General features: G+C 65.3%; 27 protein-coding genes. 2 read left to right on the top strand and 25 right to left on the bottom strand.

Going from position 1 to position 18,805, the window contains the following annotated elements:
* Positions 1 to 2: 2 nt before the first annotated feature.
* From VG556_RS13460 to VG556_RS13400, 13 genes are all read right to left on the bottom strand, one after another.
* Positions 3 to 275: a hypothetical protein gene (locus tag VG556_RS13460; protein ID WP_423180018.1), complete on the bottom strand. Its 273-nt coding sequence runs from the start codon at positions 273 to 275 to the stop codon at positions 3 to 5.
* The gene (locus VG556_RS13455) at positions 272 to 1,186 is read right to left on the bottom strand and encodes a DNA cytosine methyltransferase (RefSeq protein ID WP_423180017.1); all 915 of its coding nucleotides are present in this window, start codon (positions 1,184 to 1,186) and stop codon (positions 272 to 274) included. Before VG556_RS13455 ends, VG556_RS13460 begins: the two co-directional genes overlap by 4 nt.
* A complete protein-coding gene (locus VG556_RS13450) occupies positions 1,183 to 1,971 on the bottom strand; it encodes a hypothetical protein (RefSeq protein ID WP_061478820.1) in 789 nt (262 codons plus the stop codon). The genes VG556_RS13455 and VG556_RS13450 overlap by 4 nt, the downstream gene beginning before the upstream one ends.
* Entirely contained in the window at positions 1,964 to 2,155 is a 192-nt protein-coding gene (locus VG556_RS13445) for a hypothetical protein (RefSeq protein ID WP_423180016.1), read from the bottom strand. Before VG556_RS13445 ends, VG556_RS13450 begins: the two co-directional genes overlap by 8 nt.
* On the bottom strand, positions 2,148 to 2,333 hold the full coding sequence (locus VG556_RS13440; RefSeq protein ID WP_061478818.1) for a hypothetical protein: 186 nt from the start codon (positions 2,331 to 2,333) through the stop codon (positions 2,148 to 2,150). The genes VG556_RS13445 and VG556_RS13440 overlap by 8 nt, the downstream gene beginning before the upstream one ends.
* A complete protein-coding gene (locus VG556_RS13435) occupies positions 2,326 to 2,751 on the bottom strand; it encodes a hypothetical protein (RefSeq protein ID WP_423180015.1) in 426 nt (141 codons plus the stop codon). Before VG556_RS13435 ends, VG556_RS13440 begins: the two co-directional genes overlap by 8 nt.
* A gap of 85 nt (positions 2,752 to 2,836) precedes the next feature.
* Complete coding sequence (locus VG556_RS13430) at positions 2,837 to 5,527, bottom strand: toprim domain-containing protein (RefSeq protein WP_423180014.1); 2,691 nt, start codon at positions 5,525 to 5,527, stop codon at positions 2,837 to 2,839.
* A gap of 109 nt (positions 5,528 to 5,636) precedes the next feature.
* The gene (locus VG556_RS13425; RefSeq protein WP_049419434.1) at positions 5,637 to 5,882 is read right to left on the bottom strand and encodes a hypothetical protein; all 246 of its coding nucleotides are present in this window, start codon (positions 5,880 to 5,882) and stop codon (positions 5,637 to 5,639) included.
* On the bottom strand, positions 5,882 to 6,190 hold the full coding sequence (locus VG556_RS13420; protein ID WP_423180013.1) for a hypothetical protein: 309 nt from the start codon (positions 6,188 to 6,190) through the stop codon (positions 5,882 to 5,884). Before VG556_RS13420 ends, VG556_RS13425 begins: the two co-directional genes overlap by 1 nt.
* On the bottom strand, positions 6,190 to 6,759 hold the full coding sequence (locus tag VG556_RS13415; RefSeq protein ID WP_235648725.1) for a hypothetical protein: 570 nt from the start codon (positions 6,757 to 6,759) through the stop codon (positions 6,190 to 6,192). The genes VG556_RS13420 and VG556_RS13415 overlap by 1 nt, the downstream gene beginning before the upstream one ends.
* Positions 6,756 to 6,920, bottom strand: a complete 165-nt coding sequence (locus VG556_RS13410) for a hypothetical protein (protein WP_423180012.1) — start codon at positions 6,918 to 6,920, stop codon at positions 6,756 to 6,758. The genes VG556_RS13415 and VG556_RS13410 overlap by 4 nt, the downstream gene beginning before the upstream one ends.
* Before the next feature lie 110 nt (positions 6,921 to 7,030).
* Positions 7,031 to 7,375 carry an ogr/Delta-like zinc finger family protein gene (locus tag VG556_RS13405; RefSeq protein ID WP_041863741.1) on the bottom strand — a complete coding sequence of 115 codons (345 nt, stop codon included), beginning with the start codon at positions 7,373 to 7,375 and terminating at the stop codon, positions 7,031 to 7,033.
* Positions 7,372 to 7,704: a DNA-binding protein gene (locus VG556_RS13400; protein WP_111102158.1), complete on the bottom strand. Its 333-nt coding sequence runs from the start codon at positions 7,702 to 7,704 to the stop codon at positions 7,372 to 7,374. The genes VG556_RS13405 and VG556_RS13400 overlap by 4 nt, the downstream gene beginning before the upstream one ends.
* 69 nt (positions 7,705 to 7,773) lie before the next feature.
* Here VG556_RS13400 and VG556_RS13395 point away from each other — a divergent pair, with 69 nt between their 5' ends.
* Both VG556_RS13395 and VG556_RS13390 read left to right on the top strand, forming a co-directional pair.
* Positions 7,774 to 8,205 (top strand): helix-turn-helix domain-containing protein, encoded by a 432-nt coding sequence (locus VG556_RS13395; protein WP_239510497.1) that lies wholly within the window; start codon positions 7,774 to 7,776, stop codon positions 8,203 to 8,205.
* Between the two features lie 98 nt (positions 8,206 to 8,303).
* Complete coding sequence (locus VG556_RS13390; RefSeq protein WP_423180011.1) at positions 8,304 to 8,657, top strand: hypothetical protein; 354 nt, start codon at positions 8,304 to 8,306, stop codon at positions 8,655 to 8,657.
* On the opposite strand, the gene VG556_RS13385 is transcribed toward VG556_RS13390, so the two are convergent.
* From VG556_RS13385 to VG556_RS13330, 12 genes are all read right to left on the bottom strand, one after another.
* Complete coding sequence (locus VG556_RS13385) at positions 8,602 to 9,621, bottom strand: phage late control D family protein (protein ID WP_423180010.1); 1,020 nt, start codon at positions 9,619 to 9,621, stop codon at positions 8,602 to 8,604. The genes VG556_RS13390 and VG556_RS13385 overlap by 56 nt on opposite strands.
* Entirely contained in the window at positions 9,618 to 10,016 is a 399-nt protein-coding gene (locus VG556_RS13380) for a phage tail protein (RefSeq protein WP_423180009.1), read from the bottom strand. Before VG556_RS13380 ends, VG556_RS13385 begins: the two co-directional genes overlap by 4 nt.
* Before the next feature lie 11 nt (positions 10,017 to 10,027).
* Positions 10,028 to 12,892, bottom strand: coding sequence for a phage tail tape measure protein (locus VG556_RS13375; RefSeq protein ID WP_423180008.1), 2,865 nt, complete (start codon positions 12,890 to 12,892; stop codon positions 10,028 to 10,030).
* Positions 12,893 to 12,920: 28 nt separating this feature from the next.
* Positions 12,921 to 13,058, bottom strand: coding sequence for a hypothetical protein (locus VG556_RS13370; protein ID WP_176746371.1), 138 nt, complete (start codon positions 13,056 to 13,058; stop codon positions 12,921 to 12,923).
* Between the two features lie 12 nt (positions 13,059 to 13,070).
* Positions 13,071 to 13,187: a GpE family phage tail protein gene (locus VG556_RS13365; protein ID WP_014648142.1), complete on the bottom strand. Its 117-nt coding sequence runs from the start codon at positions 13,185 to 13,187 to the stop codon at positions 13,071 to 13,073.
* An 8-nt stretch (positions 13,188 to 13,195) separates the two neighbouring features.
* Positions 13,196 to 13,522, bottom strand: coding sequence for a phage tail assembly protein (locus tag VG556_RS13360; RefSeq protein WP_061478809.1), 327 nt, complete (start codon positions 13,520 to 13,522; stop codon positions 13,196 to 13,198).
* 59 nt (positions 13,523 to 13,581) lie between these two features.
* Positions 13,582 to 14,091, bottom strand: a complete 510-nt coding sequence (locus tag VG556_RS13355; RefSeq protein ID WP_014648140.1) for a phage major tail tube protein — start codon at positions 14,089 to 14,091, stop codon at positions 13,582 to 13,584.
* A gap of 23 nt (positions 14,092 to 14,114) precedes the next feature.
* On the bottom strand, positions 14,115 to 15,284 hold the full coding sequence (locus VG556_RS13350; protein ID WP_061478808.1) for a phage tail sheath protein: 1,170 nt from the start codon (positions 15,282 to 15,284) through the stop codon (positions 14,115 to 14,117).
* Positions 15,285 to 15,300: 16 nt separating this feature from the next.
* Positions 15,301 to 15,660: a GPW/gp25 family protein gene (locus VG556_RS13345; protein ID WP_423180007.1), complete on the bottom strand. Its 360-nt coding sequence runs from the start codon at positions 15,658 to 15,660 to the stop codon at positions 15,301 to 15,303.
* Positions 15,657 to 16,223, bottom strand: a complete 567-nt coding sequence (locus VG556_RS13340; RefSeq protein ID WP_423180006.1) for a phage baseplate assembly protein V — start codon at positions 16,221 to 16,223, stop codon at positions 15,657 to 15,659. Before VG556_RS13340 ends, VG556_RS13345 begins: the two co-directional genes overlap by 4 nt.
* 74 nt (positions 16,224 to 16,297) lie before the next feature.
* Positions 16,298 to 16,948 carry a hypothetical protein gene (locus VG556_RS13335; protein WP_423180005.1) on the bottom strand — a complete coding sequence of 217 codons (651 nt, stop codon included), beginning with the start codon at positions 16,946 to 16,948 and terminating at the stop codon, positions 16,298 to 16,300.
* Between the two features lies 1 nt (position 16,949).
* Positions 16,950 to 18,797 carry a hypothetical protein gene (locus VG556_RS13330; protein ID WP_423180004.1) on the bottom strand — a complete coding sequence of 616 codons (1,848 nt, stop codon included), beginning with the start codon at positions 18,795 to 18,797 and terminating at the stop codon, positions 16,950 to 16,952.
* Positions 18,798 to 18,805: the final 8 nt, after the last annotated feature.

Raw genomic sequence — 18,805 nt, 5'->3', positions numbered from 1 at the left:
GCTCAAGCTCTCCCTGCGGCGAACAATTTCATCTGTAACACGTTGCTTGCCGACCGTTCCTCCACGGCCGCTGCGGTCGGCTGCAGGCCGTGCTGCTTGTGCCAGTGCGCCCACGCCAGATCGAACGTCGGGTGCTTCGCCGTGGTGCTGCAACGGCATTCGATGAGGTGGCCACCGCCCGCGCCCTCGCGACGCAGGTCGTGGATGTACCGGGCCTGATGGCCCGCCGTGCAGGTGGGGAGGGCGCGCGGCGGCGTCTTCTGCTGCTGCGTCATGCTGCGGCCCTCAATGCTTGAATGAACTGGCATGCCTTGGGCGGGCAAACTGCGTTGCCCATCATCTGCATCCCGTCCTTCTTGTTTGAGGGCAGCACGTAGTGCTGGGGAAAGCCCATGGCGATCTTGGCTTCATCCACCGAAACCATGCGCATGCGGTCACCGTCGATCACGGCCCAGCGGTCCCGCGTGGTGATCGTACCGATGGGCCGATCCAGTGACCGGCCGGTCAAGCCAGATCCGGTGCCGAAGTAGGGCGCTACGAAGCGCTCGCCGAAAGCAGCTCGGCCAGCGCGTACACGGGAGATTGTGGCAGCGGCACGGCCAGGGCGCTCCACCGATGTCCATGCACCGGCGTTGAAGTCAATGAAGCTGCTGGCAGGGACGTGCGGCACCTTCGGCAGCCTCAGTTCCAAGGGATGCTTGCTCTTCGTCAGCAGAACGAAGACGCGCACGCGGTGCTGCGGGACGCCGAAGTCGGCGGCGTCCAGCAAGTGGGGACTGATCGCGTAGCCCAATGCATGCACTGCTGCGCACCAGGCCGGAAACAGCTTCCACTTGAGAAAGGCGGGTACGTTCTCGACCACCGCCGCCTCTGGCGAATTGCACTCCAACGCAGAGACGACAGCCCATGCAGTTGAACGTGTGGCGTCGTGATGGGGGCGTTCCTTGCCGCGCGCAGGGGTATGCCCCTGACACGCGGGCGAGGCCAGCAGGAGATCGTAGTGGGGCATCTGGGTCCAGTCGGCCTGCTGCAGGTCCTGGCAGATATGCTTGGCGCGTGGGTGGTTTGCTGCGTGCGTAGCTACAGCTGCGGGCCAGTGGTTCGCAGCCAACACCACCTCGCAGCCCGCCTGCTCGGCGCCCTCCGTGAACCCACCGCCGCCGGCGAACAAGTCGATAGCCTTCATGCCTGAGCCTCCCTGCGGCTGGTAACAATGTGGTGCGGCGGCTCCTCGCAGAAGATGCCGCAATCGAAGTTCAGCGACTTCATGGAGCCGCCCTTGTCGGACGGCTGCAGCTGGTCGAGGAAGATCCGCTGACCCTTCACCTTGACCAGTCGCGCGCCCAGCCTGCGGGACTGCTCTGCGCGCTCAGCGAACACCTGCGGGTCATGCTGGCGCACATGGTTCCAGTAGGTCGGCGACTGCGACTTCACACAGCCGATGCAGTTCGCGTTCGGGTAGCCGCGCAGATAGATCGCCGGCAAAGCGATGCCGGCGGAGAGCAGCAGAGCCGCGCAGTCGGGCTTGCTCAAGCCTGCTTCGATCAGCACAGGCAGCACGTTCTCGCGCTCGCCGCGCACGAACCGCTCATGGCGTGCGCGTTCTTCTACAGTGAAGCCGAGGACGTGAAAGTCGGGCTTGTGGATCTGCTCCCATTCCTGGCGTGCGCGCTTCTTGAGTGCGCGGGTGCAGGGCGCGCCAGCGACACCGGCCATGTACCGCTCCTTCTCCCACACGTCGACGGCATTGCAGGTGGGGAACTTTGAATTTATGGCCGTCTCGACCTCGACCCCCAGCCACGCCGCCACATCGCGGGCGAAGCGCAGGTTGTCCGGATCTTCGTTAGCGACGGGGTTGTTCACCACGCGCACGTCATGGGTCGAGCCGTAGCGGTCCAGCGTCAGCTTCGCCGCTACGGCGCTCGCGGCCCCGCAGGAGAACCACACCGCAATCAACTTGCGCTTACCCATGGGTGCCCTCCTTCGCGTAGCCACAGGCCGCACAGGGCGCTGCCAGCGCGGCTGCAACAGCGGTGATGTACGTGCCCTGGCCAAAGGGGCTGGTGCCGCCCAGGATGGCGCCGGCGACGTGAGGCAGCCCCGCGCTCGCGAACTCAGCGGCGAGGAATCGGCGGGCGGCGTCGATATCAGCCATGGGCCACCTCCCGTCGCACAGCCATGGGGGTACGGCGACGCAGCGCCTGAGGGATCTGGCCCACGGCCAAGCCGCTGTGCCGGCGGCGGGGTGGGCGGGTCTGCCACATCTTGAGCATGGTGGCGCCAGCGACCGGCAGCAGTACGCACATGGCCAGCAGTGCGACGAAATCAGCCATTGGCCACCTCCTGCGCAGCCTGCGCCACGGCAGCTGCGGTTGCTCGCTTGCCCGGCAGCATGTTGGCCACTTCGTAGGGGAAGGGAATGCGGTTGGCCAGGTCGGCAAGCTCGGGCGAAATCCAGCTGCTCTCGTCGTTGAAGTCGGTCCCCTTCACCAGTTCCCAGCCCTTCCTGCTGCCCTTGCGGCGCTCGAAGACGCATTGCGCGATCTTGGCCGGTCCCATGTTCAGCATCGCCGTGGCGATGACGCGGTTGTGGGTGATATGGAGGGTGACCGTAGCGCTAGCGCTGGTTTCACCGTCTGCCGCAGCATTCACACAGTTATGCACACCCGTGATAGCCTCCGCACCGGGTCCGGTGCTGGAATCCAGCGACTTTGCGAGGGTGGTCATGGCTTGGCCTGTCATCTGTTGCATGGTTCTCTCCTGAACTTCGTTGGTGGATGGCCTTGGGGGCGGTGTTGGCGCACTCCCCGCCGGGCCTTTGCTGTTGCTGCGGGTCTTACTTCTGGAACACCCAGCACTTCACGGTGCTGCTGAGCATCGGGGTGGAACGGATCGCGCTGTTGACGGCGGTGTTGGCGCTCACGAACTTGTGGCGCTTGGACTCAACCAGCAGTCGGCGCAGGTCGCCAATGTCAGGCACCTGCTGGCCGTAGTAGCCCGCCTTCTGAATGAACTCGTTGAGGTTGATGGCGATGCGGGTGTCGTCGCGTGAGTGATTCAGCACGGTTCGCCTGTCGCCACTGGCCTGCATCTCGATGTACTCGTACGCATCCCAGAACTCGGAGACGATGCGGTGATCGGCGCCGATGGCGTCCTGACGTTCGGTGGCCATCTTGACCAGGGCGTCTCGGGTCTCACGCACCATGTGTTCCGGCAGGTTGACCACCAGCCGTAGCGCATCGAGCAGGGCAAGCATCTGCGCGTGGTTCTTGATGATGCGCTCGACGCGAAGCTCCTTCTCCTCGCGCAACCTGGCTTCGTAGAACCGAACGCGCTCGGCGAACTTCTCCATCACGGCGGTTTCCGCCTTGAGCGCTGCCAGCAGGAAGTAGCTCAGCTTCTCAACCGGCAGCGCATTGAGATTGTCCGCAGCCTGTCGGCTCTCGGTCGTCGCAGTCGGCTTCTTGAAATGCAGCTTCACGATGCGCGTGAGAATGGCTTCGCTGCCATCAACAGGCGCGTTCTGGCTGATGACGATGGTTCCCTGGAACGGCGGCTCGTAGGTTTCGTTGCCGCCGTTGCGCACACCGCGCGTGGCCAGGGTGCCGCCGCCGTAGTAGTCCTTCAGTTCGTCCCACTCGAACGATTTGGCGTGCGCCTTGTCCCCGTTGTCGCTGCGGTCGGCTTCCAGCAGCACAATGGGCATGCCGGAAATCTGCCCCATGGCGCGGGCGCGGCCGGCCTTCGTGGACTTGGCGGGGTCAAAGCCTTCATGGTCGGCGCGGGCGAGCAGCTTCCATAGGAAGTTGAGCAGCGTGGTCTTGCCGGCGCCGGCCTCGCCCGTGGCTTCCAAGAACGGGAACGACTTGTGACTGCTGCGGATCTGATTGGCGTACAGCGAGCCGAACCAGAACGTGAGGGCCACGATCCCGTGTGTGCCAAAGCACGTCCAGAGCCAGCCGAGCCAGTCGGTGGAGTAGTTTTCGTGATCGCGCTGGATGTCCATGCGGATCGACCGCTGCGTGGTCTTGATGCGCAGCTTGTTGAACTCGAAGTAGTCCTCGGCGTTGGCGAGGGTGACCTCGCCGGCGCGCACGGCCAGGTCAGGGAAGATGTACGCCTTGTGTTCGGGGCTGTACCCGACGAAGTCGACCGTGTCGACCTTTTTGATGTTGAACAGCTGGTCTTCCATCATCCGGTCCAGCTGCTGGCCGCTACCGCTGAAAACAGCACCCTGGGCAAGGCTGATGATGCGCTTCTTGAACTCGGTGGCACTGGCCACCTGGGCGCCGGTGAAGGTGCCCTTTACCGATGGCGCGTCGTGCGGGAAGTCAACGCGGAAGTAGTACCAGCTTTCGTCGGTCGCTTCGTGGCGCTGGAAGTAGAGCGCCTCGGGGTAGCAGTTGGCGATCTGCTGCACAGACGCACAGGCGCGCTGGATTTTGGCCACCGCCTCATCGCTGAGCGTACCTTCTTCGTCGTCGGGATTCTTCTCACGCATCATCTTGTCGAAGCGCACTGCATCGAACTCGAACCAGAACAGGCGCGATGCGAACTCGATGTGGAACTCGGTCTTCTGCTCGCGCTGGTAGATCACAAGGCCCTTGTCCACGGCCGTGCGCGCCATCAGCACCGCGCCGTTGTGGCGCGCCTGGTCGAGGTCAGCCTGCCACTGTGCGTCGCCGTCCTCCGCCGCCTGCGCACGCAGGTGCAGATCGTTCCAGTCGGTCTTCTTCTCGCCCACCTGCTCGATCTGCGCGGCCAAGCAGCGATAGCCCAGCTTCTCGGCCCGGCGGGCGTGCTTGATGGTGTAGGCGCGTGCGCCCGGCTCATTGTCCAGACCCCACACCAGCACCGGCAGGTCGTTGGGACGTGCGGCCTTCAGTTCCTTGAGGGACAGTTCGGGATAGGCGTTGCTCGACATGGCGGCAACAGCGCAGATGCCGCGCTGCAGGAGCGCGATGGCGTCGAAGATGCCCTCCACGATCCAGACCTCGCGGGCGGTGCGCAGCTGATCCTGTGCGGCGGCACCCCACCACACCCCAGCGTAGCTCTCGCCCGGCGCAAACCGGGCCTTCATCTTGCCGAACCGGTGTGGTCGGTCGATCAGACGTTCCCACCAGCCGCCTTTCACCAGCGGGAAGCGGACAGTGGCGGTGCCCTGGCGCTTCGCGCGGTCGTAGTAGTCCTCTTGGGTGTAGAGGCCCTTTAACGGCTTGACGCTGAATCCGCGGGCTGTGGCAAGGTAGGCGTCGGCTGCTGCATGGGGCGCCTGCGGCGTCTGCGGGTTGGTTTTGGAGTAGTCGTCGAACAGGTCGTCGTAGAGGTCGCGCACGCGGACCTCCTGGCCGCACTTGGCCTGTCGACCGCAGCGCAGTACCCAAGGCTTTTCGTAGCTGGTGTACAGCTCCTTCTTGCCGCAGTGTGGGCACTTGCCCCCGCGCATGTAGGGGGTGCCGCTACGGTGCTTGAGGCCATAGTCGCGCTGAACGCGCGACAGTACCTGTTGGCGGATTTCTTCTTGCATGGCGGCTCAGCCTTCGTTCGCCGCATGAGCGGCGGTGCGGTGGTGTTGCATGGTTCTCTCCTGACCGCCCCCGGCCGCGTTGGCGCGCTGCCGGGGGCGGGGTGTTGCATTACTCGTCTGCAGGGCGGGATCGGCTCAGGATCGCGGCCAGGTCTTCGGCCATGTACTGCGCTACGGCAGACGTGTGATCGGCTTTGATATCCAGCATCTTTGCCGCTTCGCTCGGCAGTTTGGCGAGCAACGCGGCTGCGTCGGCGATGCGGCACAGTCGCAGGTAGTCGGCGCTGCCGATGACCTGCGCACCGCGATCCATCGGGCCGGGCAGTACCGGTGTATGCCCGTTGCTGCTGGCCATCAGTTCACCCCGCCTGGGTAGCTCTCGCCAGTGCGCAGCCACTGGAAGAAGCGCTCGGCCTCGCCCTCGGCGAGCAGGTAGACGACGGTTCCAATCTGGATTCCCCCGGCGGCAGTCCGCAACAGATTGCGTGAGTGATGCGCGGTGAACGTGGCTGCTGTGTCCGACTCGATGTGTACCAGCGCCAGAAACAGGATCTTGTGCTGGTCGAACGAGGCACGCAGGCCGAGGCCAGGAATCGGCGTCTCCAGCACGATGACCGGACGCAGGCATGGTTCGGGGATGGTCACGTTTTTGGGCGGCGCCATCAGTGCGCCCCCTTACCATCAGCGCCACGGGCATCCCTGCGGGCATCGCACTGTGCGGTGTAGGCCATCAGTACGTCGCCCAGGGTGATGGCGAGTGGTGACACGCCCACCCCGACCAGCCGGGCAATGAACGCCTGGTAGTCTTCATTGGGCCATTCGAGGGTGTCGGCGATCAGGCCGAAGGCGAGCGAAATCTGACGCGCGGCAGCATTGCCGGGCGTGGAAGGGGCGCCGTGAGGCATGGAGACGTCTCCTGTATCCGAGTTGTGGCCTCGGCGAGACGTTTCTAAGCGCCGCACCGAGGAAGTCGGGAGGTTAGAAACCGGGATACAGACCGGCCGACAGCTTTCCCCTTGCGGGTGTTGTATCGCTGCCGCCTCCCGACGCAGAAAAACGTCGGTGCGCTCGTTTTGCAGGCGCAAAAAAACCGCGATGCTGACGGGCGCGGATGCCGCTGTATCCTCGGAGTTTCTAAGCTCCTTGGCGCAGATCCTGCTCCCCGTCCTTGGGGAAGTCAAGTAAATCTGTGTAGAAATGTGCAGATTGGTTGATGCGGTGGACAGGCTCATGCGGACACCTGTGCGGCAGTCGTTGCAGGCAACACGTCGTACGCGCCACCGGCGGCGATGTGAGCCTCCACTAGGGCGCGAAGCTCGGCAGCGTCGCGCTGTTTCTGCGCGAAGGGCACGTACTCGACCCCTGCCGGCGCGGAGACGAAACTCGGCTGCATCGCCGAGGACCATCCATCAAATTGTGTCTTGTGGCGCATCACGGGCGCAGCACTCCCTTGCTGGCACCGTATGGCGCCAGGTCAGCTGGTGGTGGAAGGGGAAATGGCGGTCAGGAGACGGGCGGGGCGCCGCATTCCTGCTGATTGCATTCGGTGGCTTCGATCCAGTCGATCTGCGCATCACCGAGTTCCTGGCGCCAGCGTTGCTGCAGCAACGAACGCTCATAGCCGGGCGTCGGCGGTAGCTCGCATGCCGGGGCATTGGGCAGGCCGCTGGGGCTGGCGATGCTGGTCAGTTCCGACATGCCCGTGTAAGTCGCGCCGCACATGGGGTTCTGGCACACGTACGCATCGGTCCGCAGGTGACGGTGCTGCAAGGCGCTGGTGCGCTTCGTCAACGGCGTGCCGCAGGCGTCGCAGGTGAAGACGGCGCGTTTTCCGACAGGCCCGCTCATGCCTTGGCCCTGCGCTTGGCTGCGGTCGCGACAGCCTTCGCCGTCGCCGAGGCCGTACCCCGCGCGGTCTTGGTGGTGCGAATCCGGGCGGATTTGGGCGATTCTGTGTGAGAATCAGGGGCGGCTTTCATGCCGAGGGCTACAGCGGCTGCGTGGGTCTTGCCGATCCGGCACTTGCTGTCGATGCGCAAGGCGTTGTTCACCGCATGGCGGCTCAACCCGTTGGCTTCTGCGAAGGCAGCAACCGACAGGCCGTTGTCGACAAGCCACTGGCGCGCCTGCTCAGCGGTGCGCAGCTTGGATGCGGTAGTCCGTCGTTTGGCGTTCATTCCGTTTCCCCTGTGTATTTCTGGGTGAAATGGTGGTGAAGTTAACTGCACCTGTCAAGGGGAATTTGCGTGTCTGTAGGTATTCGCCTGAAAGAAGAACGGAAGCGGCTGGGTCTGACCCAGGAGGCCATGGGATTGGCCTGCGGTGTTGCCAAGCGCACGCAGATCCTGTTCGAGCAAGATGCCCACCTGCCCGGTGGTGCCTACTTCGTCGCCGCTGATGAACTCGGCGTCGATGTGACCTATGTGCTGGTGGGCAGGCGCGAGCGTCTGGCCGAGGCTGATGCCGACCTGCTCGATGCGTGGCGCAGTGCGTCGGCTTCGGCACGTGCCGCCGTAATGGCCGCGCTGCGCGGCGTGGCGCCGGCGTCGACCACAAGCGCGCCTCGAACCTCCTTCGAGAACACCAGCATCGGCCAGCAGATCAGCGGCGATGTTGATCTGCGCGGGCAAAAGATCGTTGTCAAGGCTCCGAAAGGATCGAAGAAAGCCGCCCGCTGAGGCTCACCCCACATCGCATTCAGGCCGCTAACTCGCCCGTACAGGGCGCCGGTGGGGCGCGGTTTTCGATGTGAGGGAATATGGGTTGCAGCAGTGATGTGAAGCGTGGCGAGGTGGTGTGCGTGTGCGGCGGGCCCACCGTGTTCGAGGGGGCCGTGATTGGCCAGGTGTTTACCGGCGACGTGCAGATGCAGTGTCCCCATGCGCACCACCACGGCGCGCAAGCCAATGAACGCGAACGGGCGCCCACGGAGACGGGGCGCCCGTTGTCGACAGCGTTGATCGCGCTGGCGATCTGGCAGGCGACTTATCCGGCGGCAGCGGTTGCAGATGACTGCGGATCATCGCTCGCGCATGCAGCCATGTTCTTCGCCGCAGGCGCGCTCACGCGCTACTTCAAGCCGAGACTTCTGCGCTGGATTCGCCGCCGCGCTCAAGCTCCAGCGCGGTAACAAATCCGCCGCCGCCGTCGACGGTGTGCGTAGCCTTGGACACCAGCCAATCGGTGCCATCGATTTCCGGTTTGAAGCCGCTCACCGTCACCGTCTGTTCTGGATAGATATCGGCGCGGCCGAGCGCGAGGCGGTAGCTGAGCTGGGCGGTGCCGCGATCAAGCCGTTTGAACTCCGCCTCAGCATGCTGGCGCGCCTCCTCCGCAGTGGCATACGTGGGCTGCAGCTTCTTCTCGTTCTCTGACGTGCCCACCAGTACACCGGTGCGACGCGCTGCCTTGCGGTCGCCCCAGTAGGCCCGCACGCCCGTGTACTTCTCGCGGTCAGCGACGGTGTAGCGGTGTTGATCGCCGGATGCGCGAGTGATCTGGACACCGGGCAGCGGCTGGCCGCTGGCGGTAGTGCCGGCGCCGATAGGCGCGAAGATCAGCGCGCCGGCTTTCACCGTGGCCACCGCATCAAAACGCTTCCCCAAGCGCGTCAGGAGATTGATATCGCTCTCGTTGGCCTGGTCAAGATGGGGGATGCGGACGGACGCAAGGTTTGCGGCAATGGACGGGCGCAACGAATGCTCGGCGGCGATTGTGCCGAGAATGTCGCCCAGGGTGGCGTCATGCCAGCTGCGTTCGCGGCGGCTGCGGACAGCACCGGTCAGATCCGCCGAGCGCGCCCGGATGGAGACGATGTCGGGAGCGCCGCTGTGCTCCACGTCATCGACCACGAACGTGCCCTTATCGAACAATCCGCTCTCGCGCCAGCCGATGGCCACCTGCAGCGTGACGCCACGTCGCGGTAGCCCCACGCGCCCATCATGGTCGTGCAAGCGCAGGTTCAGTTCGTCGGCTTCGTCGCCCCGGCTCTCCGTCAGCGACAGGTCCAGCAGTCGCGGGGCGAGGCGGTCGGTCAGGTCCTGGCCGTCCAGCACCACGCGCCATGCGGGGATCGGGTACGGTGCCGCCCTCATGCGACCGCCTCGGTGGCGCCGTCGTCGTCGCGCTCCAACTGCATCTGAAATTCGATCAGGCGCGGCGTGCCGTCGGGAAAGAACTCCTTGCGCGTCTCGCTCAGGCTGACCAGCAGATAGGCGCCATATACGCGGCCACTGCCCTCGACCAGCGCCTGTGGCTTGCCCTGGTCGCCCAGCTCCCGCAGCGTGTCGAGTACCTGCAGATCGCCTACCAGCTCGGCGGCGATGGTGCCCTGCAGGGTGATGGTGTCGTCGCCGGGACCGACGTACTGACGGGCCGGCCGTGCGCCAAGCCGCTCGCTGCTGGCGTGGCGCCACGTCATCTGCCGTTGCAGCTGCTCGTAAGCAGCTGTTGAGAGGGAAAACACAAACGTGCCGTAGGTCATCATCATGGCGGTGGGCCTCAATCGCTCAGGCGGGAGCCACGGCGGCTGGCCCGCTCGCGCTCGATGGTTTCAATGGTCTGGCGGACCAGGTCGGCGATGGCCTGGCCGTCGCTGCCCGGTGCCGCTGTGATCTGGATCGTGTAGCTGTTGCCGCCTGCGGCACCCGTGGCGGCCTGCGCGGCACCCGGCGCCACTACCGGGCCGGCACTGGCCATGACGGGCAGCGCAGCGGCGCCCAGGGCGATCCCTGCGCCTGCCTGCTTCATCCGGTCGCCCAGGGTGGCCACCTGCGACAGCGGCTCGCCCTGGCTGCGGTCGAGACCCCCGGCCAGGCCCTGCATGGTGAAGTCACCGAACTGCGCGAACACCCGCGATGGGCTGTGGATGCCGAGCATGCCCTTGAACTTGCCCACCACGCCCGAGGCGACGCCGGCGACGGCATCCATGGCCGCGCTGCCTTTGGACACGATGCCGTTGACCAGGCCCTGCACCATGTCGATGCCGGCCTGCATCATCTGCGCCGGCCAGCCGAGCAGGATCTGATTGACGCCTGCCCACATCGCGCTCAGGCCAGAGCGGATCTTGTCGCCGTTGCCGGTAAACAGGCCCACGATCAGATTCCACGCGCCCTGCAGGTACGTCCACGCACCGCCTACAGCGTTCTGGATCACCGGCAGGATGGTGGTAAAGGCGCTGACCAGCCAGCCGATGGCCTTCACCGCCATGCGCAGGTTCACCGTCAGCACGGTGCCCAGGATCTGGCCGAACCCGCGCCCGGCATCGGTGGCGCCCTGCAGCTGCTCGCTGGTGGCCTCGAACGGGGCGAACAGCTTCATCACCCAGCCCCACGCCTGGCTCATCGCCGAGGACACCATGTCCCACACCGGGCCGAGCGGTTCGAGCGCGGTGGCCAGCTCCGCCATGATCGGATTGACCACGTCGACAATGCCCTGCCAGGTGCCGATCATGAATGCCTTGATCGGCTCCCAGTATTTCCACACCAGCGCTGCCACCACGCCGATGGCGGCGCCAATGGCCAGCACCGGCAGGCTGATGCCCCCGAGCAGCGGCAGCAGCATGCGGCCAACATTGAACAGCATCGGGAACGCCCGGCCGCCCAAGGAAAACACCTGGCCCACCAGCTTGCCCAAGCCGCCGCCACCGCTGAGCAGCATCACGGCCTTGTGGATCTGCGTCAGCGCCATCGCGCCGACCCCACCTGCGACAACCAAACCGCCGAGCGCAGCAGCCAGCGCGGTGCCGCCGATGGCCAGCTTGGCGATGGTGGCGACCATCTGAGGGTTGCTCTTGACCCACTCGGCCATGCGGTCGGCGACCTTGGCCACGCGCGCAGCCAGTTCCTTCACCGTGGGCAACAGGGTCTTGCCGATGCGCTGGGACAGCACGATGGCGCTGTTCTTGAGCAGGATCAGGCCATTCTCGGCCGTGCCGACACGGGCGGCGTACTCGGCGTTCATCGAACCGCCGTACTTCTGCTCATCGGCGACCTTGCCAAAGTTCTCCTTCAGCAAATCGAGGTTGGTCAGCAGCGGCGCGATCGCGCCGATGGACTCGCGACCAAACAGCTGCGTCATGGTCGCAGCCTGCTCGGCCTTGGGCAGCTTCTTGAGCTTCTCCAACACATCCAGAATGGCGCCGCCGGCGTCCTTCTGCATGGCTTGGGCCAGATCGCCAGAGCTGAGGCCCAGCTTTTTGAACGACTCCACCTGCCGCTTCGTTGCAGCATCGCCCGAGGACAGGGTGAGCAGCATGTTCTTGATGCCGGTGGCAGACACCTCCGACTCGATGCCCATGCCGGCGACGGTGGCGCCCAGCGCCGCCAGCGGGCCGCTACCGAGGCCGGCGACCTCGCCGAGGGCACCGATGCGGTTCACCACCTCGCTGATCTTCTGGACGCTGGCCGGGCCAGTGTTGCCCAGGTAGTTGATCTTGTCGGCCAGCACGACAACGTCATCCTGGCCCATGCGGAACGCGGTGCGCCAAGTCGCCATCGTCTGGCCAGCGTCTTCGGCGGTGGTGTCGAACGCCACACCCATCTTCGCCGCGTCCTCGGCGAAACGGGTCAGCTCGTTGCTGGCGATGCCGGCCTGACCGGCAGCGGCGACGATCTTGGCAATGTCGGTGGGCACCATTGGCAGGCGCCGCGACAGCTCCTGAATATCGTTGCCCATCTTCTCGAAGCCGTCCGGCGTATCGAAGTCCACTACCTTCTTCACGTCGGCCATTGCCGACTCGAAGTCCATGGCCTGAGCGATGGGCAGCACCTGGGCGCGCAGCGCGCCAAATGCGGCCAGTGCGACACCCGCACCGTGGGCTGCTGCGTTCATGCCGGCGCTGTGGATCTTCTGGCTTCGGGCCTTTGCTGCGTCCAGCGCGGTCAGGCGAGCGCGCTGCTGCTCCATCTGCTGCGACGCTGCGGCGATATCCGTGCGCAGCTTGCGCTCATGCGCACCGAGCTGGCGCGTGCTGATGCCGGCCCGATCCAGTCCCGAGCGCAGCCGCTGCAGCTCCACCTGCTGCTGTTTCTGCTGGGCGCTCAGCTGGGCGGCGGCCGTCTTGGCCTGGCCGAACTCGCGGCTCAGCTTGCGGGTGGGGGTGCCAGCCTCCTTCATCTGGCGGGCCAGCGCCGCCACGCGCGCCTGCGCCTGTTGGTAGCTCTGCTCGGTACCACGCAGCGCCTGCTGCTGCTGGCGGTAAGCGCTCACATCGCGCTGGGCGTTGTTCAGGCGCCGGAGGGTGGCCTGCTGCGCCTGCAGGGCCGAAGCAAGCCCCTTGCTGCCGGCCATGACTTTGCGGAAGGGAGCGGTGGCCTGATCGAGAGCCTGCAGCACCACCTGCAGGCGAAGGTTGCCGCCGCTCATGCGACGACAACCGCTGTGCCGGCTACGGCTACGCCGAGGGCGTGTCGGTCGGTGAGGACACCAGCGCCGCCAGCAGGCGGCACAGCGCGCTCAATGCCCAGACCAGCAACCCGCCGACCGAAGCCAGCAGGAGCAGCGCAACAGCGATGGCGATCAAGGTGGCCATGGGCGAAAGGTATCACGGCTCGGCTCCACTTCTTACACGGGCGCGCTCGCGCCATTCGATCAGTTCAAACAGCGAGAGGGCCGATAGCTCGGTGAGGGTGAATGGAAAGATCACCGCGATATCGGCCATGAAGTCCTCTACGCGCTGAGGAATTCCCGCTGCGCCTTCGGCACAAAAAAACCAGCGGCGAGGGTGCCGATGGCGACCAGGTCGGCAGGGTCCAGCTTGTTCACGTCGGCAGCCGTCAGCGTCGGCTCGGTGATGCGCGGCAGCAGCGCGGCCACCGCGCTCACGTCGATCTGCAGCAGGTCCACCAGCTTGATGCCGCGCAGCTCCCCGGCGTTGGGCTTGCGCAGCTTGATGGTGGCGATGACCTGCTCGCCGCGCTGGATTGGGTAGTCGAGGGTGACCGTGTTGGCGTCGATGGCTTCGGCGCCGGCGGTGGTGGTGGCTTTGTCAGTCATGTCGTGGGTCTCTCAGGGCAGAGGTGGGCCGGGCCGCTGAGGCAGCCCGGTGATGTGGGTCAGGCGCCGATGGCGCGTCGCTGGCCGGCAAGCTGGTCCACGCCGTTGACGATGAACACCATGCCGACCATGTCGATTTCGATCTCGGTACGGCCGTTGATGCTCAGCTTGTAGTAGCTGGCGGTGGTCTTCACGCTGAACTCGGTGTCGTCACCGACCTTGCCGGTGCCGGGGTCAATCTCGCTGTGGCGGCCGCGGATGACGATCTCCACCGCATCCACGTCGGCGCTGTCTTCGCGCTGGTATGCGCCAGCGAAGCGCAGCTGCACGGCGTTGTGGGCGATGGCGCCGTACTGGCGCAGCACGTCGCGCATCAGTCCGCCGCACTTCCATTCCAGTTCGATCTTTTCCTGGCCGAGGTCGATATCGATGGGGCCGAGCATGCCGCCGGCGCGGTATTCCTCCATCTTGCGGGTCAAGGTCGGCAGCTTGACCTCGGTGACCTGGCCCAGGTAGCTGAGGCCGTCATTGAACAGGTTGAGATTCTTGAGCTTGCTGGGCATGGACATGGGAATGGTTCCTCAGTACGGCATCAGCCGTTGATACGGGCCGGGAAGTCGGCGAAGTAGCGGTCGGTGATGCGCTGGTTCAGTACCAGGTTCTCCAGCGGCGGTACCGGCGTGTAGTCGTAATCGATGGTCACCCGGCCGGCCTTCAGCTGGCTGGGCTCGTTGGCGGCTTCGTCGTACCAGGCCGATGCACCCAGCACATAGCCCGCGTTCACCAGCTCGCGAAATTTGGCATTGATGCTCTCCAGCATGTCGCGGATGAGCGACGGATGCTCGGGCTTGTCGATGTAGACCATCTGCGCCTCTGCAATGGTGTCGGCCAGGATCTGCGCGGTGCGCGTGGCCGTCTCGAAGGCGAACAGCGGGTCGTCGCTGCAGGTTCGCGAACCCCAGAACTTGTAGCCGTTGGAGTTGATGAGGGTGGTGATGTCGGCGGCGTTCAGCAGACCAGCGTCGGTCGCCGGATCTTGCAGGTCCCAGTGCACGTCGCGGCTGATGCCGGTCACGCCGGCGACGGCCACATTGGAGATCGACTTGTGCCAGCCCTGCTGCTCATCGATCATCGCGCGCAGGCCCAGGGCGCGGGCGGTCGCGAACGCCATGCTGGTGGTGGCGTCGGCAGTGTTGAACGCGACGAAGTCGGGATAGATCAGCATCAGCTCGCGCTGGCTGAACTGCTCGCGATAGGCGATGGCTTCGCTGACCGAGGCACTGGCGGCACAGCTCACGTAGGCCATCGCGCGCAGCTTCTTGGCGATGACCGCCAGCGCGGCCGAAACCGGCTGGGTGTCCAGACCGGGTGCGCCCAGGATGCGCGGACGCACGCCTACCTGCGCCTCAGCCACCAGCAGCGCCTGCATGCCGGTGAAGGTGGCGCCGTCCTTCTTGCCGATCACGTTGGCGGTGGTGGCGCTATCGTCGGAACCTTCGGCGACGCGCACCACCACGGTAATGGCGTTGGCCTGGTCGGCAATGGCCTGCAGCGTGGCGCGCAGCGTGCCGCTGGTGCCGGCCTTACCGACGGCGCCCAGCACGTCGGTCAGCAGCACCGGTCGGTCGAGGGGGAACAGCGTGGCGTCAGCGTCCTGCGCGGTGCAGACGACGCCGACAACAGCGGTGGCAACAGTGCGGATCGGACGCACGCCGCCGTTGATTTCGATGACGCGTACGCCGTGGTGGTAGTCGGTGGCCATGAGGGAACTCCTGCGGTTATGGGGTGCGGAAGCGAAGCGGGACAGAGAGACGGGTGGTGCTGGAGGCGCCGGCGGGCACCGTGCGCTGGCCATCCAGATCCAGTACGAACGTGCCTGGCTCCTGACCACGCGAGAGGGTGATGCGGCTGAGGCGCAGGCGTGGCTCCCAACGCATCAGCGCCGTTGCAGTAGCGCCATACAGGCGCAACCGCGTGGCTTCGTTGAACGGCTGGTCGATCAGCTCCGGCAGCAGCGAGCCGTAATCGCGGCGCTGGATGCGCGAGCCGATTGGAGTGGTGAGAATGTCGGCAATGGACTGCCGCAGATGCGCGGTGTCGTCTTTGAATGTGCCCGCCTGACCGTCCATGCCGATCATGCCGGCGGTCCCGACGTGCCGCTGCCCGGCTGTACCGCGCCGTGCTTATGCTGCTTGAGGCTGATGCCGCCGCCCACAACGTCCTCGGACGCCTCAGCCTTGCCGTTGATGGTGACCTGGCCGGTGATGCTGGTATCGCCGTTGATGGTGACCGGCCCGTTGATCGTGACGCCACCATCTGCGGTGATTGTGGCAATGCCACCGCTGGGCAGGATGGCTGCGAGCGCATGTGATGCGCTGTCGTAGCTGACGACCGCGCCATCGCTGAACTTGACCATGACCAGATCCGCATTGTCGGACGGGGCGGGGTACTGATCGCAGTACAGGCCGCGCAGGACGACCGCATTGGCCAGGTCTCCGTCGCTGCACACCAGCGTCACCTGCTCGCCGACGCCCGGCGGCGCCCACACCGCGAGGGTGCCGGCGGCGGATGCCAGCCACGGGATGTAGTCGGTATGGGCCTCGCCCGTGCGGACACGACACAGCGCACGCGAATGATCGACCGTCGTCACCACTCCCTGGCGCAGCAGGTTGTTGATCTGTTGGGGCTGGGCGCTATCCATGCGCCCATGTTGTGCCGTGCCCCTCGCGCGCGCACGTAATGGCACGCGTAGATCGACGCGCTACAAAGCTGCGGTTACCACCAGCCGGCTGCGCCTACGCTGGCCACCATGATGGAACGGCTGACGTTCCCGCCGGCCCTTCGCATGAGGCAGTGGAACTCCACATCCGCGCGCACGTTCTGGCCCGAAGCGCTGGGAACGCTGACCTGGGCCGAGCACGACTGCGAAGCGCTGGCATTGCGCCAGTCCGGCGCCGTACTGCCAACGTTCGCCGCGCCGGCGTTTGCGAACTCAAAGCGCACGTCGTACTCGCCAGCGCCGCCGTTACGCAGCCACATCCCGCGCTCAGCCACGCGGCTGGAGTTATTGCCGCCGCCGTTGGTCGACACCCAGACCTCGTAGGCGCCATCGGCGTTGATGCGCAGCTCCACCTGCGCCGAGGTGTTGCCCTGCGCGTTGGTGTCGGACTGGTTGTGCGCGGAGAAGCCCTTGCCGTGAAACGGCAGCACGTAGGTTGCTGTGCCCTTTGCAGCCCACAGGTTCGATACGTCGACGCCGCCGGAGCGATAGCCCACATCGCCGCGCTTCTGCCCGTACTGGATGTGGGCATAGCGCAAAGGCTGCCCGCTCTGCCGGTATCCGCTGGCAGTCGGGCCATCGCCCATCACATCGGCGTCGAACAGGTCGTCGAAGTCCACGCCGGCGCTTCGATATCCGCTCGCCATGTCAGCAGCCCTCCTTCAGCGCGGCGACTTCCGCGAGCAGTTGGTCCACCAGGTCGGCGAGTTGAGCAATGGCCCGGTATGCCGGTGGCATCACCTGATCCAGCTTCATGGATGCAACTCGCTCGCCACCGAACTCGATGCTCTCAGCATCAACAGCTTCCGGCATGACGGTGGCGAACTGCTCTGCGTCGAAGAACAGACGTTTGCGCCCGTCTGGGTTGTACTCCGACTTGTATCGGCCAATCAGGGTCGCAATGCGACGGACTTCCGCAAGGCCATAGGGCATCGGGCCGTCAACGTCTTTGAGTTTGCGCGATGAGCCGAAGTCGAAGCCGCCGGCCGTCCACAGCGCTCCGTTGCGGCCAACACCCATCACGCGAGCAAGTCCGGCGCTTGCGCTAGGCCTGACGTAGAAGTGGTGCCCGCCAGTGCCGCCGCCATAGTTGCAGATGTACTCAGAGCAACCGTAACCGTTCGTTTCGCCAGCAGCGTTCCAGAAAATCTGCGTCCCTTGGGTGTTCTGGTCGCCACCGATGAAGGCTTGCTCCCCCGCAAAGAGACTGGCGTAGATCCCGCCGCTGCCATTGATAAGCACAACGCGATTGCCTGACGAATTGCGGAATTCGTGTGAAACAGCGCGGTAGTAGGCGGTGGCGTCGGGCAGCGCGCCATCATAGCTGCTGCGGCTGTCCCAGTAGACGACGCCGGCGGAACTGAAGACGCGGCAAACAGCGTTGCCGGGATAGCCGACACGAAGACCGACGGTGGTCAAGTCACCCGTCATCGTATCGCCGGCTTTGTTCAGCTTCTTGGCAGGATCAAAGTTGCCGCTGGTCCAGATGGTGCCGCCGGCCGAAAGGGTGGCGGTATACCCGCCCGCCGAGTTGGTGAAGTCGAAGTAGGCCCCGTTTTTAACGATGGAGGAGCCGGTATCACCCAGCACCAGCATTCCGTTACTGGCTACGCCGTTCCATCCGTAAGAACGCAGCATGGCCCCATTCACTGCCAGTGGCCCGGTGAAGGTGTCTCCGGCACGGTTGGCTTTGCCGTCGAGCGCGGGCTGAAGGCCGTCGACCTCGTCGATGGGATGCGTGTGGGGAGCCGGCGTGAACCTGTTCGGCACGCCGGTGAAGTTCTTCCAGTCCAGGTAGTAATCGCCGTGCGCGCCGTCGAGCAGGTCCGCGTTGAGGCCGTTCCCATGGCCCTCATCGCGCAGCGCAGCGGACTTCAGGCCCAGCTCGACGCGGAACATGGCAGCGGTGGCCAAGCCGAGCAGCGTCTTGACGAAGGTGGAAGGCGCCCCGGTTCCGAAGCGGTTGTTGATGTATCGGGCCAGGCCGCGCGGGGTGATCGCCGTGACGTGATCGCTGCCGGCGTCTGCCTCCTGCTCGGTGGCCAACCGCACTACACCCATCTGCGTGGTCGTCGCCGGCGGATTGATGAAGTCGATATCGCCGACCTCGATGCTGGTGGCGTTGATCTTGGCGAACCGAATGTCCGTGGCCAGCAACAGGGTTGCGGCCGCTGCCTTTTCCATGACGGGCGTGGACTGCGAATAGACGGCAAACAGCGTGCCGTCCTGCAGGTACAGGCCAAAGCCGCGCAGCGTGTAGGTGTCGGTACCGTCGTCGCGCACGTTCAGGTGCAGCGTGTCGTCGGCAACGGCCTTGCCACCGAAGGTGGTCAGGCGCTTGAACTCCGCCGGCACGGATGCGCCCACGGTGCCCACATCGAAGTGCTGAGCAGTCAAGCCGACCTGTGTGACCTTGACCGGCGCGGTACCCGTGTTCTCTGCGTTGACGATGGCGGCAAAGCCTGCCGGCGTAATGGTGATCTGGGGGATGGGCATGGGTATGT

The organism is Stenotrophomonas sp. CASM106 (assembly GCF_049384825.1).
Taxonomy (GTDB): Bacteria; Pseudomonadota; Gammaproteobacteria; order Xanthomonadales; family Xanthomonadaceae; genus Stenotrophomonas; species Stenotrophomonas muris.
Note: the sequence above shows the minus strand (reverse complement) of the source record. Positions and strands in the feature narration are given on the sequence as shown.

Excerpts from the sequence above, each read along its gene's own strand:
- VG556_RS13460 (WP_423180018.1), bottom strand. The coding sequence starts at position 275 with ATGACGCAGCAGCAGAAGACGCCGCCGCGCGCCCTCCCCACCTGCACG.
- VG556_RS13455 (WP_423180017.1), bottom strand. The coding sequence starts at position 1,186 with ATGAAGGCTATCGACTTGTTCGCCGGCGGCGGTGGGTTCACGGAGGGC.
- VG556_RS13450 (WP_061478820.1), bottom strand. The coding sequence starts at position 1,971 with ATGGGTAAGCGCAAGTTGATTGCGGTGTGGTTCTCCTGCGGGGCCGCG.
- VG556_RS13445 (WP_423180016.1), bottom strand. The coding sequence starts at position 2,155 with ATGGCTGATATCGACGCCGCCCGCCGATTCCTCGCCGCTGAGTTCGCG.
- VG556_RS13440 (WP_061478818.1), bottom strand. The coding sequence starts at position 2,333 with ATGGCTGATTTCGTCGCACTGCTGGCCATGTGCGTACTGCTGCCGGTC.
- VG556_RS13435 (WP_423180015.1), bottom strand. The coding sequence starts at position 2,751 with ATGCAACAGATGACAGGCCAAGCCATGACCACCCTCGCAAAGTCGCTG.
- VG556_RS13430 (WP_423180014.1), bottom strand. The coding sequence starts at position 5,527 with ATGCAAGAAGAAATCCGCCAACAGGTACTGTCGCGCGTTCAGCGCGAC.
- VG556_RS13425 (WP_049419434.1), bottom strand. The coding sequence starts at position 5,882 with ATGGCCAGCAGCAACGGGCATACACCGGTACTGCCCGGCCCGATGGAT.
- VG556_RS13420 (WP_423180013.1), bottom strand. The coding sequence starts at position 6,190 with ATGGCGCCGCCCAAAAACGTGACCATCCCCGAACCATGCCTGCGTCCG.
- VG556_RS13415 (WP_235648725.1), bottom strand. The coding sequence starts at position 6,759 with ATGAGCCTGTCCACCGCATCAACCAATCTGCACATTTCTACACAGATT.
- VG556_RS13410 (WP_423180012.1), bottom strand. The coding sequence starts at position 6,920 with ATGCAGCCGAGTTTCGTCTCCGCGCCGGCAGGGGTCGAGTACGTGCCC.
- VG556_RS13405 (WP_041863741.1), bottom strand. The coding sequence starts at position 7,375 with ATGAGCGGGCCTGTCGGAAAACGCGCCGTCTTCACCTGCGACGCCTGC.
- VG556_RS13400 (WP_111102158.1), bottom strand. The coding sequence starts at position 7,704 with ATGAACGCCAAACGACGGACTACCGCATCCAAGCTGCGCACCGCTGAG.
- VG556_RS13385 (WP_423180010.1), bottom strand. The coding sequence starts at position 9,621 with ATGAGGGCGGCACCGTACCCGATCCCCGCATGGCGCGTGGTGCTGGAC.
- VG556_RS13380 (WP_423180009.1), bottom strand. The coding sequence starts at position 10,016 with ATGATGATGACCTACGGCACGTTTGTGTTTTCCCTCTCAACAGCTGCT.
- VG556_RS13375 (WP_423180008.1), bottom strand. The coding sequence starts at position 12,892 with ATGAGCGGCGGCAACCTTCGCCTGCAGGTGGTGCTGCAGGCTCTCGAT.
- VG556_RS13370 (WP_176746371.1), bottom strand. The coding sequence starts at position 13,058 with ATGGCCACCTTGATCGCCATCGCTGTTGCGCTGCTCCTGCTGGCTTCG.
- VG556_RS13365 (WP_014648142.1), bottom strand. The coding sequence starts at position 13,187 with ATGGCCGATATCGCGGTGATCTTTCCATTCACCCTCACCGAGCTATCG.
- VG556_RS13360 (WP_061478809.1), bottom strand. The coding sequence starts at position 13,522 with ATGACTGACAAAGCCACCACCACCGCCGGCGCCGAAGCCATCGACGCC.
- VG556_RS13355 (WP_014648140.1), bottom strand. The coding sequence starts at position 14,091 with ATGTCCATGCCCAGCAAGCTCAAGAATCTCAACCTGTTCAATGACGGC.
- VG556_RS13350 (WP_061478808.1), bottom strand. The coding sequence starts at position 15,284 with ATGGCCACCGACTACCACCACGGCGTACGCGTCATCGAAATCAACGGC.
- VG556_RS13345 (WP_423180007.1), bottom strand. The coding sequence starts at position 15,660 with ATGATCGGCATGGACGGTCAGGCGGGCACATTCAAAGACGACACCGCG.
- VG556_RS13340 (WP_423180006.1), bottom strand. The coding sequence starts at position 16,223 with ATGGATAGCGCCCAGCCCCAACAGATCAACAACCTGCTGCGCCAGGGA.
- VG556_RS13335 (WP_423180005.1), bottom strand. The coding sequence starts at position 16,948 with ATGGCGAGCGGATATCGAAGCGCCGGCGTGGACTTCGACGACCTGTTC.
- VG556_RS13330 (WP_423180004.1), bottom strand. The coding sequence starts at position 18,797 with ATGCCCATCCCCCAGATCACCATTACGCCGGCAGGCTTTGCCGCCATC.